This is a genomic window from Pseudomonas sp. Marseille-Q0931, assembly GCF_940789645.1.
Taxonomy (GTDB): Bacteria; Pseudomonadota; Gammaproteobacteria; order Pseudomonadales; family Pseudomonadaceae; genus Aquipseudomonas.
In genome coordinates this window covers 120,298-137,973 of record NZ_CALNWT010000011.1, presented here as the reverse complement: position 1 = coordinate 137,973, position 17,676 = coordinate 120,298, and the positions used below count along the sequence as shown (strand labels likewise).

Genomic DNA, 17,676 nt, shown 5'->3' with positions numbered 1-17,676 from the left:
CACTAATACGATCAGTAGTGATACCAGCGCAGCTCCAGTTTCACTTCGTTGACCGGGCTGGCCAGTTGGCTGAATTCACGCTGGGCGCTCAGGCGCAGGCCGAGGTTACGTGACACTTCCCACTGCTGGTTGAGCGACAGGCGCCGGCGCACTTCGCCGTTGTGGAAGTAGTCGCCGGCAGCCTCCAGCGTCAGGTTACCCAACGGGTTGCGCCACAGTAGCCCGCTGTTGAAGCCGAGTGCCGGAGAGACGACGGCGGCAAAGTCCTCGTTGTATTCCAGGCGCGCGGTGCCGAGGGCGAAGCCGAGCACGTCGTCGTGCAACTGCCAGGTGGCGCCGGCGCCACCGCTGATATGACCGACCAGCTGGCTGTCGCCGTCTTCGCCGAGTACTCGCTCCAGGCCGCCGCCAACCTGCCAGGACAGCGGCTGGAGCAGGGCGTTGCGCGGTGTCAGCGAGCGAATATTGGCCAGATCCAGGCGCTGCAGCTGCCAGTGGTTGTTCTCGTACTGGCGCAGCTTGAGCTGGAGGATCTCGATCTGCGCGCCCAATGGGAAGCCATCGAGATTGTCGTTCAGGTCGTGATAGGCCATGCGCAGGCCGTACTCGGCAAAGGCACGATCATCACGGCTGCCGCCGGCCAGTTGCCAGGTGCGCGATTCGTGGCCTTCCTCGGGCAGCAGTGGGCGCTCCACCTCCCGCGGTGGCGGCGGGTTGCGGTTGATCGCGCCGAGTAGCTGGAAGCTGCGCTGGGCGTTGCTGCTGCGTTCTTCGTCATTGGCGTGATAGCGCACCAGGCGGAATGCCGCATCCTGAATCAGTGCGCGACGCTCGACCGGGAGGGCGAGAAAATCGGTGTTGTCGAGCTGAGTCGGGTCTTCGCTCAGGCGCAGTACCCAGGTCTGTTCGTCGCTCTCCAGCGGTTCGGCGCGCGCCAGCAGCTCGCGCTCGCGTGATGGGCGATAGTCGATGCGTTCCACCAGCCCGGCGTCCTTGACCGCGCGCACGGTGTCGGTGGGGATGGCAGTGAGCGGGAAGTGCTCGGTCAGTTCGATACCCGGGCGGGCGATTTCCAACAGCTCCAGCAGGCGGTAGGAGCAGTTCTCGTCGAAGAAGAAGTAATCGAAGCGGATCTGCTTGAGCTCCCAGACGTGCTCGACCATGCGCGCGGTTTCTTCCTGCGTCAGGTTCAACCGGTATTCCCACAGGTCGCGGTTCTCCAGGCGGTTATATTCGCTGAGCTTCTCGCGGTAAGGCACCAGGGCGAACAGGCCCGGGTAGCCGCCCATCAGCCCGCGCCAGGCGTAAAGGATGCTGTTGTCGTTGCCTTCGATGAAGGCGCCGAAGTTCAGCGCATAGCTCAGCAGCGCAGTGTTGTGGCTGTCGATGTCGGGCTGGTCGATGCGCAGCAGGGTGTGGCCGAACATCGATGAGGGGCTGTTCAGATAGGCGGCCGGGAACACCAGCACCGTGCTGTGCGGATTGACGTCGGCGATCCAGTTTCGATACTCGGCGCAGTCCGGGTTGGGCAGGTCATTGAGTTGCAACTGGGCCTTGAGCCAGCGGGTGCGCGCCGGGTAGATGCATTGCGGGTGACGGTCGCCCAGTTCGGCGGGTTGATACAGGGCCTCGAGGGTTGCCTGCAGTTCAGCGGCCGGGTCGCTGTCGCCATTTTTGGCGAGGAAGAAGTCGTCGTCATCGACATAGCTGCGCCAGCCGCCGAGCTTGCCGGTTTCGTAGTGGCCGAGTGCGATCCAGTAAGGATCGGCGGCGAGTTGTTCGACCGTGGCGGCGTGCAGGGGAAGGGCGAGGCTTAGTGCGAGGACGGCGAATATCCGTTTCAAGGTCGCTGTTCTTCTGGTCATGGCGATGGCCGAGCTTTGGCCAAGCCAGGCGCGGATGTCAAGGTATGAGGGGCCGTGCAGGTGGACGTATCGCACCGTGGCGGGATTGCTGCGAAGGGGGCGAAAGGAATAACATGAGAATTCCTATCAATTGCGTCTTTGCCTTCCCGTATGTCCAGCGATACATCAGGCCTTTCCCCCTCCGTCGATCAGCTTTATCGCGAACATCAGTCCTGGTTGCACAGTTGGCTCAGCCGCCGGGTGGGCTGTCGGGACAATGCCTCGGATCTGGCGCAGGACGTGTTCGTGCGTCTGCTGCGCAGCGAGATGCCGGTAACGCTGCTCAATCCGCGTGCCTATCTGGGCCGTATCGCCCGCGGGCTGATGATCGATCAGTACCGACGTCGCGCATTGGAGCAGGCCTATTTGGAGAGCATTGCCCATCTGGGCGAGGGCGAGGCGCCTTCGGAGGAAGAACGCCTGCAACTGCTCGACACGCTGGAGGCACTGGATTGTCTGCTCGACAGGCTCAAGCCGCGGGTGCGTCAGGCTTTTCTGCTGGCCCAACTGGATGGTCTGACCTGCTTGCAGATCGCCGAGCAGCTTGGCGTATCGCGCGCCACTGTCGAGCGCGACCTGGCCAAGGCCCTGCACGCCTGCTATCGCTTCAGCCATGAACAGGACTGACCCGCCGCTTGATGCCGCGGTGCTCGAGGCTGGCATCCAGTGGCTGGTACGGATGCGCTTCGACGTGCCCGATGCCGCCACCGTGGAACGGTTCGAGCGCTGGCTGGGCGAATCTCCCGAGCATGAGCGCGCCTGGCAGAGCGTGACCCAGGCCGGCGAGCGCTTCGCCAATCTGCCGCCGGCCCTGAGCCGTCGAACACTGGGCGGCGTGCGCGAGCGCATGAGTCGTCGGCAGAGCCTCAAGATGCTCGGGTTGTTCGCGGCTTCCGGCGCGCTGCTCTGGCAGGCGCGCGAGCATACGCCGCTCCCCGGGTTGATGGCGCAGTACCGCAGCGATGTGGGCGAGCGGCGTCTGGTCGAGCTTGGCGAGGGTAGCCGTATCCACATGAACAGCGACAGCGCCTTCGATTCCGCTTTCGATGGGCAGTCCTGGCGTATTCGGCTGTATCGCGGTGAATTGCTGGTGGAGGTCGCAGGCGAGGATCGGCGGCCGCTTTGGGTCATGGGGCGCGACGGCCAGGTGCGGGGCCAGGCGTCGCGTTTCCTGCTGAACCAGCACCACAGCGGGTTCAGCACCCTGGCCGTGAGGGATGGAGAGGTGAGCCTGTTCGGCGATCCGCAAACGACTGCAGTTGCGCGCGTCGCGGCGGGCGAGCAGGTGCGCTTCGACGCCGATGGTGTGCGCCCGGCATTGAGCGATGGCCTGGACCCGTGGGCCTGGACCGATGGAGTGATCCGCGCTGCTGACATGCGCCTAGACGCCTTTCTGAGCGAGCTGTCGCGGCATCGGCGCGGCCTGCTGGTATGTCGCGACGAGGTCGCGCACCTGCGCGTATCCGGTACCTACCAACTGGACGATACCCGGCAGATCCTGGGGCTGCTGGCACTGGCGCTGCCGGTGCGGGTGGACTGCCGAACCGATTACTGGGTGACCGTCAGCGCAAGGGCCTGAGCCTTACCTGCAATGCTGTTCACTTGATTTACGATCAAGTGCAATCCGTCTCCTCGCCCCTCTCCACTAGGCGTGCCCCCAAGAAATGGGAGAGGGGAGCCAAACGCGAACAGCATTATGAGCCGTACCCGAGCTTGCGCAGCGCTTAGCGCAGCCCGGATGGCGGACGCTGACAAATAAACCCGCAAATACGAAAATAATTGAGGTGGTTTCTCATTAATGTTCGGCATGTCAGGAAAGGCCGGCTACAGGCTTCCAAATTCCAGACTGCTACGGAGCAATGAATGACCCTCTCCCTCCACCCCCTGACCCGCGCTTTGCGCGCCTCCCTGTTCGGTCTGTCGTTGGCCGTTGCCGCCGTGCCGGTCATGGCCGAACAGGGCGCCGCTTCGCAACAGCAGTCCTGGGACATCCCGGCCGGGCCACTGGCCGACGCGCTCGATCGTTTCGCCCGCCAGGCCGGCGTCAGCCTCTCTTATGCTGCCGAGGAAGTGGCTGGCAAGCAAAGCCCTGGCGTGCAGGCTCTGAGCGATACGGCCGAGGCATTGCGGATGCTGCTGGGCGGTACGGGCATGCAGGTGGAGCAACTCTCGCCCAAGGCGTTTCTGCTGAATGTGCCAGGTGATGCGCAGGGGGCGTTGAATCTGGGAGCCATCAGTGTGGTGGGCGCCGGCCTGGGCGGTGTCACCGAGGGCAGCGGTTCCTACACCACTGGCGCGGTGTCAATCGGCAAGACGCCGCAGTCCCTGCGTCGCACACCGCAGTCGGTCACGGTGCTGACCGAGCAACGGATGAAGGATCAGAACCTCACCAACCTCAAGCAGATGTTGCAGCAGACGCCTGGCGTAGTGGTCGATCAAACCGACAGCGAGCGGGTGACTTACTACTCGCGTGGCTACCAGATCGATGCTCTGCAGTTCGATGGTTCGACGATCAATGTCGATTGGCGCAGCGGCAATTTCATTCAGCCTGACGTCGCCACTCTGGACCACGTCGAGGTGTTGCGTGGTGCCAGCGGTATGCTGCGTGGTTCCGGTAACCCATCCGGCGTCGTGAACATGGTGCGCAAGCGTCCGACGCGCGAGTTCCAGGGCTCGGCCAGTTACACGCTCGGCTCGTGGGATGCCAATCGCTACGTGGCGGATGTGTCCGGGCCGTTGACCGAGAGCGGCAACATTCGTGGTCGGGTGATTGCGGTGCATGATGACAAGGATTTCTTCCAGGACACCCGCATGGAGCGCAAGAACGTGTTCTACACGGTGCTGGCAGCCGACCTGAGCGACAGCACCACCGTCACCGGCGGCCTGGAATACAGCGAGATCGATGCGACCGGGGCATGGGGTGGGCTGGTACCGGACTTCGACGGTTCGCCGCTGCGCTTTTCCCGCTCGACCTTCCTCGGCGCCAACTGGGCGCGCTGGGACCGCACCAATACCCATGCCTTCGCTGAGCTGGATCACGCGTTCGCTAACGGCTGGAGCCTCAAGTTGAACGCCAACCGCAGTCGCTTGGCATACAAGGACCACGGCTTCCAGCAGACCTCGCTGGCCAGAACCGCGGGTACCAGCAATCCCTACCTGTGGGACGTGAACTACAACTTCAACGACGGTGGTGGACGTACCAACTACAGCAACGTGGGTGCGGTTCTGGACGGGCCTTTCGCGCTGCTCGGGCGCGAGCACCGGCTGACCGTGGGGGCTGAGTGGAACGAGGCCGATGCCATCGGCGTGGAGTCGGTATGGGGCTACATCCTCGACGCTAACGGTCAGAGGCAGTCGTTCGACGTACGCTACTGGAACCCTGCAAATGTGAACAAGGATCGCATCGGCGCCCAGGCCAACCCGCAGGCGCATACCATCACTACCCAGAAGGCCACCTACGCCAGCCTCAACCTGTCGTTGGCCGATCCGCTCAACGCAATTATCGGTGCGCGCCTGAACTGGTACGACTTCGAGAACCGTAACAGCGCGACCGGCGATTACGAGGTCACCCGCGAGGTCGTCCCTTACGCCGCGCTGATCTACGATCTGACCGACAACATCAGCGCCTATACCAGCTACACCGAAATCTTCGCGCCGCAGACCAGTTACGACGTCTCAGGCTCGCTGCTCGAACCCATGACCGGTGAGGTCTACGAAATTGGGCTAAAGGGTGAGTTCTATCAGGGGCGTCTGAACAGTTCTATCGCGGTCTTTCGCACCAACCTAGTCGGTAAGGGACTGCAGGATGCCAACGCCATCGCGCTGCCTTGCCAGCCGAACAATGCCATCGGTTCCTGCATGGTTGCCGCCGGCAAGAGCCGCAGTGAAGGTGTGGAACTGGAAATATCCGGCGAGGTGATGTCGGGTTGGCAGGTAGGGGGCGGCTATACCTACACCACCACCGAATACCTGAAGGACACGGCCAATAATGAAGGCAACGTGCTGCGCACTACCGATCCCAAGCACTTGCTGCGGCTATTCACTACTTACAAACTGCCGGGACAGTTTGCCAACTGGACGGTGGGAGGCGGCGTCCAGGCGCAAAGTGACATTTACGCCGTCAACAATACGCGTACCGCACGGGCCGAGCAGGCCGGTTACGCGGTTTATAACGCCATGGTTGCCTACCGCTTCAACGAGCATTATTCGGCACAGTTCAATGCCAACAACCTGTTCGACAAGTACTACTACGAGAAGATCGGAGTGACCGGCGCCAACTACTACTACGGCGAACCCCGCAACTTCTCCCTGACCCTGCGCGGCGAGTTCTGATCCTTTCTCCGCGAACCCTGAACACCGCCTGAGGGCGGTGTTCCTGTATCTGCAGCCTCCGAGCCATGAAGCGTGCGCGTCATGGCTTTTTTGTCATATGGAGGAATCAAACCTTGATCGCGGCCAGATAGCAGGCCCAGAATCACCCCATGTTTTTGCGGAACTCCCGCTTGCTATAAAGGATTGCCAATGTCCAAGCGTAGCCTCGATGCTTTGCGCCTTGCCCCCGAATCGCTGACCCGCCCCTTCGCCCCCGAGCAGTTCAACTTCAGCAGCACCGATGATCTCGAACCCTTCCGCGGCGTACTCGGCCAGGCCCGCGCGGTCGAAGCGCTGCAGTTCGGCGTGGCAATGCCGCGCCCTGGCTACAACGTGTTCGTCATGGGCGAACCCGGCACCGGGCGCTTCTCCTTCGTCCAGCGCTACCTCAAGGCCGAAGCCAAGCGCATGGAGACGCCGGCCGATCGGGTTTACGTCAATCATTTCGACGAACCGCGCGAGCCGCGTGCGTTGGAGCTGCCAGCCGGTACGGCGAGCGACTTCATCGCCGATATCAGCCAACTGATCGACAACCTGCTGGCCACCTTCCCGGCGGTGTTCGAAACGCCGACCTACCAGCAGAAGAAGAGCGCCATCGACCGCGGCTTCAACAAGCGCTACGACCAAGCGCTGGACGTGATCGAGCGTCTCTCGCTGGAGAAGGGCGTGGCCCTGTACCGTGACAGCACCAATATCGCCTTCACCCCGATGGCCGACGGCAAGGCGCTGGACGAGGCCGAGTTCGCGCAGTTGCCGGAAGCCGACCGCGAGCGCTTCCACGCCGATATCGCCGCACTGGAAGAGCGCCTCAACGAGGAACTGGCCAGCCTGCCGCAGTGGAAGCGCGAGTCGAGCAATCTGCTACGTCAGCTCAACGAAGAGACCATCACCGTCGCGTTGCAGCCGCTGCTGGCGCCACTGTCGGAAAAGTATGCGGAAAACGCCGGTGTCTGCGCCTATTTGCAGGCGATGCAGATCAATCTGCTGAAAACCGCTGTCGAGCAACTGGTTGATGTCGACAAGGCCGATCCGCAGCTGCGCAAGCTGCTGGAGGAAATGTACTGCCCGAGCCTGGTGGTCGGTCACCACGCCAACGGCGGTGCGCCGGTGGTGTTCGAATCGCACCCGACCTACGACAATCTGTTCGGCCGTATCGAGTACAGCTCCGATCAGGGCGCGCTATACACCAGCTACCGCCAACTGCGCCCGGGCGCGCTGCACCGCGCCAACGGCGGCTACCTGGTGGTCGAGGCGGAAAAACTGCTCGGCGAACCCTTCGTCTGGGAAGCGCTCAAGCGCGCTCTGCATTCGCGCCAGTTGAAGATGGAGTCGCCTCTGGGCGATCTCGGCCGCATCGCCACCGTCACGCTCAACCCGCAGGTCATCCCGCTGCAGCTCAAGGTCATCATCATCGGCTCGCGGCAGCTGTACTACGCGCTGCAGGATCACGATCCGGACTTCCAGGAAATGTTCCGCGTACTGGTCGACTTCGACGAGGACATCCCGCTCGCCGAGGACAGCCTGGAGCAGTTCGCCCAACTGATGAAGACGCGTACCTCGGAAGAGGGCATGGCGCCCATGACCGGTGCTGCCGTGGCGCGTCTGGCTACCTACAGTGCGCGCCTGGCCGAGCACCAGGGGCGCCTGTCTGCGCGTATCGGCGACCTGTTCCAGCTGGTCAGTGAGGCCGATTTCATTCGCCAGCTCGCCGGGGAGAGCATCACCGACGTCGGTCATATCGAGCGTGCCCTCAAGGCCAAGGCCACGCGCACCGGACGGGTGTCGGCGCGGATCATTGACGACATGCTGGCCGGCATCATCCTCATCGACACCAGCGGCGCGGCCGTTGGCAAATGCAACGGCCTGACCGTGCTGGAAGTCGGCGACTCGGCCTTCGGTGTGCCGGCGCGGATTTCCGCCACCGTGTATCCGGGCGGCAGCGGTATCGTCGACATCGAGCGTGAGGTCAGCCTCGGCCAGTCGATCCACTCCAAGGGCGTGATGATCCTCACCGGCTTCCTCGGTAGCCGTTATGCACAGGAATTCCCGCTGGAGATTTCCGCGAGCATCGCCCTGGAGCAGTCCTACGGTTACGTCGACGGCGACAGCGCCTCGCTCGGCGAGGTGTGCACGCTGATCTCGGCGTTGTCGCGCACGCCGCTCAAGCAGTGCTTCGCCATTACCGGTTCGATCAACCAGTTCGGCGAGGTGCAGGCCGTCGGCGGGGTCAACGAGAAGATCGAGGGCTTCTTCCGCCTGTGCGAGGCGCGTGGCCTCACTGGCGAGCAAGGGGCGATCATCCCGCATTCCAACGTCGCCAACCTGATGCTCGACGAGCGCGTGCTGCAGGCCGTGCGAGACGGTCAGTTCAACGTCTATGCCGTGCGCCATGTCGATGAGGCGCTGAGCCTGCTGGTCGGTGAGGCGGCCGGTCACCCGGACGAGAAAGGGCGTTTCCCCAAGGGCAGCGTCAATGCCCGTGTGGTCGAGCGCCTGCGCGATATCGCCGAGATCGGCTTGGAGGAGGAGGGCAAGCCCGCCGAAGCGGAAAAGGCCAAAACCGAAGCCGAGCCGGCAGCCGCCAAGCCGGCAAAGGCGCCGCGACGCAAGAAGGGCGAGGGCGACGCGGCGAGCTGAGCAAATCTTGCACGATTGTCCCGGATCTCCCGGTATAGGCGCGTCGGACTCGTTGCTAACGCTTCATGCACACAGTTATCCACAGAACGCGTGGATAACTTTGGCTTCACAGTGCGGGCGCTCGGGGTGTAGGCTGGAGCCTGGATTCCGCGAGGGTCGCCGCCATGTCGCGCAGCCTCTGCCTCACCCGCCAATGCCTGGGCCTGGTCACGCGCATCGAATGCGTGATCCGGCCGATGGCAGATAACCAAGGACGCTGGATACTGCTCTGCGCCGCCGGCATGTCAGGCGCGCAACCTTCTGCGATCAAGGCGCAAGGCCCATTCTATGGGCCTTTTGTCGCAGAAGGGGTCCTTGATTCGATTGCCGAAAGCCTGGCCTTGCAGGGATATGCCGAGTGCAGCGAACCGCCCATCTGGCGCTTGCACATGCAGGCCGAGTTGCGCCGCGTCAACGGCGAACGCAACAGACCGCTCAGTGCCTTGCAGCGCCGCCCCGAAACTGACGGGCACAGCTGAAACGTCCGCAACAAAGCGCGCCGGAGCATTCACCGGGGACTCGCGTTGATGGGGGTTATCCACAATACGCTGGCTGCTTCTGCTGATGCTGGACGATGGGTATACTCGCCGCTTTTTCTCTCTTCAGTGAGTTTTCCATGGAACGCTTTATCGAAAACGCCATGTACGCATCGCGTTGGTTGCTGGCGCCGATCTATTTCGGTCTGTCTCTGGGTCTGCTGGCGTTGGCGCTGAAGTTCTTCCAGGAAGTCTTCCACATCCTGCCGAACGTGTTCGCCATGGCAGAGTCCGACCTGATTCTAGTGCTGCTGTCACTGATCGACATGGCGCTGGTAGGCGGCTTGCTGGTCATGGTGATGATCTCCGGCTACGAGAACTTCGTTTCGCAACTGGATATCGATGACAGCAAGGAGAAACTCAGCTGGCTGGGCAAGATGGACTCCAGCTCGTTGAAGATGAAGGTGGCCGCTTCGATCGTGGCCATTTCCTCGATCCACCTGCTGCGGGTGTTCATGGATGCGCGCAACTACGAAACGGACCATCTGATGTGGTACGTGATCATCCACATGACCTTCGTCGCCTCGGCGTTCGCCATGGGCTATCTGGACAAGCTGACCAAGCACGATTGATCCCGGCTTGTTTCAAGACCGCCCGTCCGAACAGGACGGGCGTTTTGCGTTCTGGGGTTGAGCTTTTTCTTTGTTTTACAAGAATTATGTTTGTATAAGTTCTTGTATAGAAAGACGAGGGAAAGCCAGATGAATCTGCATGATCTATCCGCTTATGCCCAAGCCGGGCGCATCGATGAACTCAACCTGATCTCGCTCGAAGGTGGCATCTACCTGCTCGAAGCACGGATGGAAGGGCGCGCGCATCCGATTATCGACGAACACGGCAGTACCTTGAGCCTGCGTTCGGTGGAGCATGCGCGCGACGTGCTGCAGGAAATGCCGACGCTGCCGTTCTTTCTGGTGCACAGCTCGGTACATGACGAGATGTGCGGCTTGCCCTCGGCCGCCAACAGTCTGCGTGTGCCCATCGCCTTTCGTTCCGGCTGGTGAAAGCTCCGCAGATGGCCGTTGATAGTGAGGGCGGTGTACGCCGCCTGATCCTGATTCTGGGTGATCAACTGACGCCCGGCCTCGGCGCGCTGCAGGACGTCGACCCGCAGCGCGACCATCTATTGCTGGCCGAGGTGATGGAGGAGGCCAGCCATGTACCGCATCACCCGAAGAAGATCGCCCTGATCTTCAGCGCCATGCGCCATTTCACCGAGGCCCTGCGCGCGCAGGGCCTCAAGGTGCATTACGTGACGCTCGATGATCCTGGCAACAGCGGCTCCCTGCCCGGCGAGTTATTGCGCTGGACGCAGCAGTTGGACCCCGCTGAAATCCATCTGACCGAGTGCGGCGACTGGCGCCTGGAGCAGGCCCTGCGCCACTGCGGCGTGCCGATCCACTGGCACCCGGACAGCCGTTTTCTGTGTACGCGCGATGCCTTCGCTGCCTGGGCGAAGGACCGCAAGCAGCTGCGCATGGAGTTCTTCTACCGCGAAATGCGCCGCGCCAGTGGCCTGCTGCTCAACCCCGACGGCACGCCTGAGGGTGGCGCCTGGAACTTCGACGCCGACAACCGCAAGGCGCTGCCCAAGGGCGTGCGTCCACCTGCGCCTCTGCGCATCGAGCCGGACGCGATCACCCGTGAGGTGCTGGATTTGGTGGGACAGCGCTTTGCCGGGCATTACGGCAGCCTGGAGGGCTTCGATTACCCGGTGACGGCCGAGCAGGCCGAGGGCCTTTGGCAGCATTTTCTCGCCCAAGGCCTGGCCGACTTTGGCGATTATCAGGACGCCATGGCCGACGACGAGCCCTTTCTCTTTCACTCGCGCATCAGCGCCGCGCTGAACATCGGCTTGCTCGATCTGCGGCGGATCTGCGCCGAGGTAGAGGCCGCCTATCGCGCCGGCGACGTGCCGCTGAATGCCGCCGAAGGGTTCATTCGCCAACTGATTGGCTGGCGCGAGTATGTACGCGGCGTCTATTGGCTGCGCATGCCGGAGTACGCCGAAGGCAATCGCCTCGGCAACTCACGAGCACTGCCCGAGTTCTACTGGACCGGCAAGACACGGATGAACTGCATGCGCCAGGCCATCGGCCAGACCCTGGAGCACGCCTATGCGCACCATATCCAGCGGCTGATGGTTACCGGCAACTTCGCGCTGCTGGCCGGCATCGCGCCCAAGGCTATCTGCGACTGGTACCTGGCCGTGTACATGGACGCCTTCGACTGGGTGGAGCTGCCTAACACCCTGGGCATGGTGATGCACGCCGACGGCGGCTACCTCGGCTCCAAGCCCTATTGCGCCAGCGGCCAGTACATCAAGCGCATGTCCGATCATTGCCAGGGCTGCAGCTACAAGGTGAGCGAAAGCACCGGCGAGTCGGCCTGTCCGTTCAATGCCTTGTACTGGCATTTCCTCATGCGCCACCGTGAGCCGCTTGAGCGCAACCCGCGCATGGGCATGGTCTATCGCAACCTGGCGCGTATGAACGAGGCCAAGCAGCAAGCGCTGTGGGACTGGGGCGAACGCCTGCTGGCCAGGCTCGATGCCGGGGAGATGCTGTGAAAAAGAGCGAGCTGCCGGTGAAGACCTGTGCGGTCTGCGGCTTGCCATTCACCTGGCGCAAGAAATGGGCGCGCTGCTGGGATGAGGTGCGCTACTGCTCCGAGCGCTGTCGCCGTGGGCGCAACAAGCAATAGGGCGAGAGTGTCGCCGCTGAAGCGTCTTCCTTGGGTTCAGCTGCGACGGGCAATGCCTGCGGCCGTGACGCCGCGCCTGGCTTCTGTGCTAGGCTGGCCGACCTTTTTCACAGCCCCTAGCGGAGCCTTTCATGTCCGAATTCAACTTCAGCCCCGATCTGTCCTCCGATGAAGGTCGCGTCAGCTACGGCATCGGTCGTCAACTCGGTGGTCAGTTGCGCGACAACCCGCCGCCCGGCGTCGACCTGAACGCGATCCTCGCCGGTCTGACCGATGCCTTCACCGGGCAGGCCAGCCGCGTTTCCGAGGCTGAGCTGGGCGCGAGCTTCAAGGTCATCCGCGAGATCATGCAGGCCGAGGCCGCTGCCAAGGCCGAAGCCGCTGCCGGCGAAGGCCGTGCCTACCTGGCCGAGAATGCCAAGCGCGAAGGCATGACCGTACTGGCTTCGGGTCTGCAGTACGAAGTGCTGGTGGCCGGCGAGGGCGCCAAGCCGTCGGCCGAGGATCAGGTACGTGTGCACTACCACGGCACCCTGATCGACGGTAGCGTGTTCGACAGCTCCTACGAGCGCGGCCAGCCGGCTGAATTCCCGGTCGGCGGCGTGATTCCGGGCTGGGTCGAGGCGTTGCAACTGATGGCTACCGGCAGCAAATGGCGCCTGCACGTGCCGAGCGAACTGGCCTACGGCGCTCAGGGCGTTGGCAGCATCCCGCCGCACAGCGTGCTGGTATTCGATGTCGAGCTGCTCGACATTCTGTAAGCGAAATGCGTAGGTAAGTCGTAGGGTGGACAACGCTGTTTTGTCCACCACGACGACGGTGGACGGGTAAAGCGTCGTCCACCCTACGATCGAGCGGCCCCCTGCATTGCAGGGGGCCGTTTTGTCTTTAGGACGGCCGCAAGGCCCGTGCGTAGCAGTAGAGAAACAGGCTGCGCACCAGCTCCTTGAGCACGATGGGTTCGCTGGAGCTGAGTTCATGCAGGTCCAAGTCGCCCTGGTCGCGCAGTTCGTCCAGCGCTTCTTCTTCGAGCATGGCGCAGACTTCGCCGGTTTCGCGATTGAGGATGCGCAGGTAGGGATGCGGGCGGTCCAGCCAGGCATCGATCAGGTAGGTCATGGCAGGTCTCCTTGGCCGTCATTACGTAACTGAGAATAATTCCTATTACATAAATAGCAAGGGCTAATTGCGACCTTTTGTCGTTTACGCGATCAGGTTTTGGCAATAAGGCGGGTGCCGGGAAGACAAGCGCGACGTCCGCAGCTGGCGTGTCTCCCGGCTCACGACCAGTTGGCGAGATTCCCGTTCGGACCTGTGATCCGCTGTCCGGCCCGGACAGCGGACTGTCGACATAAGGCTGAACGGGCAGGGTGGCGGCAATTGCATCGGACGCCCCGTCCTGCCGGAGTCGTTCGGCGGTGGCGTCAGGCACCCAAGCGGCGGGTCACCTCACCCAATTGTCCGGACATGTCGTGCAGGTTGCGGCTGGCCATCTGCGTGCGTTCCACGTTGTCCTGGTTGGCGCTGGCGATGGCGGTCAGCTCGGTGAGGTTGCGCGAGATGTCCTCGGCCACCGAGGTCTGTTCCTCGGCAGCCGTGGCGATCTGCTGGTTCATGTCGCGAATGGCCTCTACCGCCTCGGTGATGCGCTGCAGCATGGCGCCGGCTTCGGTGACCTGGGTGACACCCTGTTCGCTGCGCTGCTGGCCGCTCTCAATGGCGCGCACGGCATCCAGGGCGCCGTTTTGCACGGTGTCGATGATCTGGTTGATCTCGGCAGTGGATTCGGCCGTGCGTTGGGCGAGGTGACGCACCTCGTCGGCGACCACGGCGAAGCCGCGACCCTGCTCGCCGGCCCGGGCCGCTTCGATGGCGGCATTGAGAGCGAGCAGGTTGGTCTGCTCAGCAATGCCACGGATCACTTCCAGCACCTTGCCGATGCGCCCACTGTCGCTTTCCAGGCGACGGATCACTTCTGCCGTACTGGCAATCTCGCCGCGGATGTCGGTGATGGTGGCGATGGTCGATTGCATCACCGTGCTGCCCTGGCGCGCCGAGTCGTCGGCATCGTTGGCCGCGTGTGCGGCGTCGGCGGCATGGCGCGCCACCTCCTGCGCCGTGGCAGACATCTCGTGCATCGCGGTGGCGACCTGGTCGGTACGCTCGAACTGCTCGCTGACACCTTCGGTCATGCGCGAGGCGATGGCGTTGAGTTCGCCGCTGGCGCTGTCGAGATTCTGCGTGCTCTGATGCAGGCGCTCGGTGGTGCTGGCGAGAAAGTCGCGCAGGGTATTGGCGGCGCGTGCCAGCAGGCCCAGCTCGTCCTGGCGGGTGCTCTCCACACGTTGATCGAACTGGCCGTGGCTGAGCTGATCGACATGGCCGATCAGGTGGCGGATGGGAATGATCAGGTTGCGGTTGACCAGCCACAGGCTGAACAGGGCGATGACCAGCGCGGCGATGAGCATGACTACGGTACCGCTGAAGATGGTGCGCGCGGCGCTGGCGTTGATCTGCTCGGCCTGGCTCAGGCTGTTCTGGCGCAGTTGTTCGACCAGGGTGGTCATCTGCTCGCTGGCCGCGCGGTCGATGCCCTGCACGGCGTCATCACCTGCCTTGGCGTCGGCGCCGGCAGCCACGAAGGCGTCGCGGCCCTTGCGGTAGTTGGCACCGAGGGTCTGGTGTTCGCCGCGCAGGCGCTCGACCTGGGCCTTCAGCGCCGGATCAGCAGCGGCGACCTGGGTCAACTGGCCGAGAATATCCTGCACCTTGCGCTCCTGTGCTTCGAACTGGCTCCAGTAGCGTTGCAGGTTGGCGCTGTCCTGGCCGCGTAGCAGAACGTTCTTCCATTCCTGCACCTGTATCTTGAATTCAACGTTGGCCGCGTCGATCAGACGAGAGGATTCCAGCGGTCCGTCGAGCAGGCCGCGGTAGGACTGAATGCCGCTGGACAGAAAGCTGAAGCAGACCAGCGCGGTGATCAGGATCAGCGCCAGACTGCCGCCGAGCAGGGCGAGAATCTGCGCGCGCAGGGATTTTTGCAGGAACATGATGGGATGCCTCGGAAGCCAGGCGTGGCGGAACAGGCTCAGCGTAGTGGGCGAATGTTGCAGATTTGTGAAATGTCTAGACGAGTCGTAGCGGGCCGGATCAGTCAGGAAACAGCAGATGATTTCGATGCTTGAATGATTGCGCAATCATCTTAATCTGACTCGGGTTGTTCATTTTCGGCGGCCCAAAGGGTGCCGAGTTCATCACGAGGAAGTAGTCATGACCGATAACGCCACCCCACGCGCCGACGACGACCGCATTGCCTGGCTGAGCCTGCGTTCGGTAGCCCTGCCGCTGGCCAACCCGATCAGTGATGCCAAGGTGCTGACCGGCCGGCAGAAGCCGATGACCGAGATCGCCATCCTGATCGCCGAGATCGAGACCCGTGACGGTCATCGCGGCCTGGGTTTCAGTTACTCCAAGCGCGCCGGCGGTGCAGGCCAGTTCGCCCATGCCCTGGAAGTGGCGCCGAACCTGATCGGTGAGAACCCCAGCGATATCGCCAAGCTGTGGGACAAGCTGTGCTGGGCCGGCGCCTCGGTTGGCCGCAGCGGCCTGGCGACCCAGGCCATCGGCGCCTTCGACGTCGCTCTGTGGGACCTCAAGGCGCGTCGCTCCGGTCTGTCGCTGGCGCGCCTGCTCGGCAGTCACCGCGACTCCGTGCGCTGCTACAACACCTCCGGTGGCTTTCTGCATACGCCGCTCGATCAACTGCTGAAGAACACCGATATCTCCCGCGAGAAGGGCATTGGCGGGATCAAGCTCAAGGTCGGTCAGCCCGACTGGGCGCTGGATATCCACCGCGTCAGCACGGTGCGCGAGCATCTGGGCGAGAGCTTCCCGCTGATGGTCGATGCCAACCAGCAATGGGATCGCCCGACCGCGCGGCGCATGTGCCGCCGCCTGGAACCCTTCGACCTGATCTGGATCGAGGAGCCGCTGGACTGCTACGACGCCGAAGGCCATGCCGAGCTGGTGCGTCTGTTCGATACGCCGATCGCCACCGGTGAGATGCTCACCAGCCCGGCCGAGCACTGGGAGTTCATCCGCCAGCGCGGTGCCGATTTCCTCATGCCCGATGCGCCGCGCGTTGGCGGTATCACTCCGTACCTGCGCGTGCAGACCCTGGCCGAGCAGGCCGGCATGACCCTGGCGCCGCACTTCGCCATGGAGCTGCACGTGCACCTGGCCGCCAGTCATACGCGCGAGCCCTGGGTCGAGCATTTCGAGTGGCTGGAGCCGCTGTTCAACGAGCGCCTGGAGATTCGCGACGGGCGCATGCTGGTGCCGACCCGGCCGGGCCTTGGTTTGAGTCTGAGCGAGCAGGTTGCCGGCTGGACGGTGCAGCAGGCGGAGGTTGGCAAGCGCGCCTGATCTTCAATTCTGCGGATAGATGTCGCGAGCCGCCTGGCGCACGGCATCAATCACTGCCGGCAAGGCGGGGTTGTCGTTGTCGTCGCGCCAGACCAGGTGCAGCTCGCCGCATACGCCTTTGGGTAGTGGCAGCTCACGGAAACACACCTGCTCGAAGCGAATGGCGCTGGCGCTACGCGGCACCAGCGCCAGGCCCATGCCAGCGTTGACCAGCGACAGGATAGTCAGGGTCGACCCCAGCGCCTGAACGAACTCCGGCTGAATGCCGCTGGCGCGGAACAGGCCGGTGTGCAGTTCGTTGAAGGGCTGCCAGGCGGTATGCGCATAAAGAATGAAGGGCTGACCATGGAGCATCTCCAGGGTCGGCCGTTCGTGCTTTGCCAGCGGGTGTTCGGCGGGCGTGGCCAGCACGAAGGGCTCGCGCAACAGGCATTCGCTGATCAGCCCCGGTTGCTGCAGGGGCGCCCGCACGATGGTCAGGTCCACGCGCCTGGCGCGCAGTGCTTGCACCTGTTCGAAGGTGCTCATCTCCAGCAAGGCGATATCCACACCCGGGCGCTCACGCTTGGCGGTGGTGATCGCGCGCGGTAGCACGTCATACACCGCGCTGGCGACGAAACTGATGTTCAGCGAGCCGCTTTCACCGATGGCGGCCAGCCGGGCACTCTGTGCCGCGCGGTGGGCCTGATCGAGCAGGGCCTGGGCTTCGACGAAGAAGGCGCGACCGGCCGCCGTCAGGGCAACCGAGCGGGTGCTGCGGGTGAACAGCGTGACGCCCAGCTGATGTTCGAGCAACTGGATCTGTCGGCTCAACGGTGGCTGGGTCATGTGCAGGCGCTCGGCGGCGCGGCGGAAGTTCAGCTCGGCGGCCAGGGTGGTGAAGCAGCGCAGTTGGGCCAGGTCGAACATTGATTCATTCCGGGTATCAATCAAGTGGCTGATTAGATTAGACCTGGATCAATGCGGGCGTCCATCATCTACCGCAACGTGATTGCGGATGGCGCTGCAGGGCGCATGAAGCAGAGGCGGGGAAGGGAAAAAGAACCGCCCCCTGAGCAGAG

General features: G+C 63.2%; 15 protein-coding genes. 11 read left to right on the top strand and 4 right to left on the bottom strand.

The window, feature by feature from the left end; all coding sequences use genetic code 11:
• Positions 1-11 precede the first annotated feature (11 nt).
• A complete protein-coding gene (locus P3C50_RS17755) occupies positions 12-1,865 on the bottom strand; it encodes a DUF4105 domain-containing protein (RefSeq protein WP_275546969.1) in 1,854 nt (617 codons plus the stop codon).
• A gap of 150 nt (positions 1,866-2,015) precedes the next feature.
• Here P3C50_RS17755 and P3C50_RS17750 point away from each other — a divergent pair, with 150 nt between their 5' ends.
• From P3C50_RS17750 to P3C50_RS17705, 10 genes are all read left to right on the top strand, one after another.
• The gene (locus P3C50_RS17750) at positions 2,016-2,531 is read left to right on the top strand and encodes a sigma-70 family RNA polymerase sigma factor (protein WP_275546968.1); all 516 of its coding nucleotides are present in this window, start codon (positions 2,016-2,018) and stop codon (positions 2,529-2,531) included.
• On the top strand, positions 2,518-3,483 hold the full coding sequence (locus P3C50_RS17745; RefSeq protein ID WP_275546967.1) for a DUF4880 domain-containing protein: 966 nt from the start codon (positions 2,518-2,520) through the stop codon (positions 3,481-3,483). The genes P3C50_RS17750 and P3C50_RS17745 overlap by 14 nt, the downstream gene beginning before the upstream one ends.
• A gap of 284 nt (positions 3,484-3,767) precedes the next feature.
• Positions 3,768-6,236: a TonB-dependent receptor gene (locus tag P3C50_RS17740; RefSeq protein ID WP_275546966.1), complete on the top strand. Its 2,469-nt coding sequence runs from the start codon at positions 3,768-3,770 to the stop codon at positions 6,234-6,236.
• 189 nt (positions 6,237-6,425) lie between these two features.
• Complete coding sequence (locus P3C50_RS17735) at positions 6,426-8,912, top strand: Lon protease family protein (RefSeq protein ID WP_275546965.1); 2,487 nt, start codon at positions 6,426-6,428, stop codon at positions 8,910-8,912.
• Between the two features lie 164 nt (positions 8,913-9,076).
• A complete protein-coding gene (locus P3C50_RS17730) occupies positions 9,077-9,430 on the top strand; it encodes a hypothetical protein (protein WP_275546964.1) in 354 nt (117 codons plus the stop codon).
• A 137-nt stretch (positions 9,431-9,567) separates the two neighbouring features.
• Positions 9,568-10,059: a TIGR00645 family protein gene (locus P3C50_RS17725; RefSeq protein WP_161864595.1), complete on the top strand. Its 492-nt coding sequence runs from the start codon at positions 9,568-9,570 to the stop codon at positions 10,057-10,059.
• A 129-nt stretch (positions 10,060-10,188) separates the two neighbouring features.
• Positions 10,189-10,491, top strand: coding sequence for a DUF6482 family protein (locus P3C50_RS17720; RefSeq protein ID WP_197855009.1), 303 nt, complete (start codon positions 10,189-10,191; stop codon positions 10,489-10,491).
• A gap of 11 nt (positions 10,492-10,502) precedes the next feature.
• Positions 10,503-12,056 carry a cryptochrome/photolyase family protein gene (locus P3C50_RS17715; RefSeq protein WP_275546963.1) on the top strand — a complete coding sequence of 518 codons (1,554 nt, stop codon included), beginning with the start codon at positions 10,503-10,505 and terminating at the stop codon, positions 12,054-12,056.
• Entirely contained in the window at positions 12,053-12,190 is a 138-nt protein-coding gene (locus P3C50_RS17710) for a DUF2256 domain-containing protein (protein WP_275546962.1), read from the top strand. The genes P3C50_RS17715 and P3C50_RS17710 overlap by 4 nt, the downstream gene beginning before the upstream one ends.
• Positions 12,191-12,321: 131 nt before the next feature.
• Positions 12,322-12,951 carry an FKBP-type peptidyl-prolyl cis-trans isomerase gene (locus P3C50_RS17705; RefSeq protein ID WP_275546961.1) on the top strand — a complete coding sequence of 210 codons (630 nt, stop codon included), beginning with the start codon at positions 12,322-12,324 and terminating at the stop codon, positions 12,949-12,951.
• Between the two features lie 127 nt (positions 12,952-13,078).
• On the opposite strand, the gene P3C50_RS17700 is transcribed toward P3C50_RS17705, so the two are convergent.
• Positions 13,079-13,309 carry a hypothetical protein gene (locus tag P3C50_RS17700; RefSeq protein ID WP_004423370.1) on the bottom strand — a complete coding sequence of 77 codons (231 nt, stop codon included), beginning with the start codon at positions 13,307-13,309 and terminating at the stop codon, positions 13,079-13,081.
• Positions 13,310-13,614: 305 nt separating this feature from the next.
• A complete protein-coding gene (locus tag P3C50_RS17695; protein WP_275546960.1) occupies positions 13,615-15,240 on the bottom strand; it encodes a methyl-accepting chemotaxis protein in 1,626 nt (541 codons plus the stop codon).
• A gap of 220 nt (positions 15,241-15,460) precedes the next feature.
• Between P3C50_RS17695 and P3C50_RS17690 the strand changes: the two genes are divergently transcribed.
• On the top strand, positions 15,461-16,615 hold the full coding sequence (locus P3C50_RS17690) for an L-talarate/galactarate dehydratase (protein ID WP_275546959.1): 1,155 nt from the start codon (positions 15,461-15,463) through the stop codon (positions 16,613-16,615).
• Between the two features lie 3 nt (positions 16,616-16,618).
• Here P3C50_RS17690 and P3C50_RS17685 read toward each other — a convergent pair whose 3' ends face one another.
• Positions 16,619-17,524, bottom strand: a complete 906-nt coding sequence (locus tag P3C50_RS17685) for a LysR family transcriptional regulator (RefSeq protein ID WP_275546958.1) — start codon at positions 17,522-17,524, stop codon at positions 16,619-16,621.
• Between the last annotated feature and the right edge of the window lie 152 nt (positions 17,525-17,676).